Genomic DNA, 1,055 nt, shown 5'->3' on the forward strand with positions numbered 1-1,055 from the left:
TTCCCCCATCTCCCCATCCCCCCATCTCCCCATCCCCCCATCTCCCCATCCCTACCTCTAACAACAATTGGTGTACATAGTTTGCGTCTAATGTTTCCAATTGTTCCACCACATCGCCCACTTGATGATAAACCTTATTTTCAATGACTACTGGAGGGTCTAACTGGGTGGTGGGATCTGTGGTGAGAGGGTCAAACTCTAAACTCAAGTCTTCCGCTAAAGCACGAGTAATTCCCTGGGGACGGGAGCGGGAAATGGCAATGATTAAATCCCGCAGTTGTCGCCCTTGGGGGCATTGGCCGAAAATATGCAGACCATCGCGAATTTGGGCTTCTTTGAGTTCGCACAGATAGCCATCAATGCGGGTGGAGAGTTGCGAGGTTACCTCAGTTAAGTCCTCTGGAGTTAAGCCTAAATCTTGGTCGAGATGTTCTTGACGGATAAGTTCTGTGATTCGAGATTGGATAATGGGTAGTCTGGAAGGGTCTAAACTATCGGCTTCGTAATATTCATCAACTAGGGTTTCGAGTTGTTGCAGGGAGCCGTAGAGTTCGGCGCGAGTCAGGGGCGGGGTAAGATGGTCTAGGATAACGGCTTGCGATCGCCGTTTGGCTTGCGATCCTTCCCCCGGATCGTTGACAATAAACGGGTAAAAGTGTGGCATTGCCCCGAACGCCACTTCCGGATAACAGCACTCAGACAGGGCTAAACTCTTACCGGGTAACCATTCTAAGTTCCCATGTTTGCCCACATGAATGACTGCATCTGCTTCAAAGATCTCTTTAATCCACTGATAAAAGGCTAGATAATGGGGAGTGGGTTCTAAATCAGGTGCATGGTAATTTAAGCTGGGGTCTAGATCGTATCCCCGCGACGGTTGGATACCGACAAACACATTCCCCAAATTTAAACCGGCAATGGTAAACCCGGTACACCCAGATTCTGTAGGGGCGGGTTTACCAATATTTTGCTCTCCCAACCCAGATTTTTGTAAACCCGCCCCCAGATCTCGGTACAAAGTCGGAGGAGTCGGTTGCGTAACCCAACGTTCCGGC

General features: G+C 49.7%; 1 protein-coding gene. It reads right to left on the reverse strand.

Annotated features, from left to right (window positions below; translation table 11 throughout):
• Positions 1-1,055: cobaltochelatase subunit CobN (locus AC3A14_RS05685; RefSeq protein ID WP_487778931.1), on the reverse strand; the 1,055-nt coding region annotated here is incomplete at both ends.

It is taken from the genome of Roseofilum sp. (genome assembly GCF_982964205.1).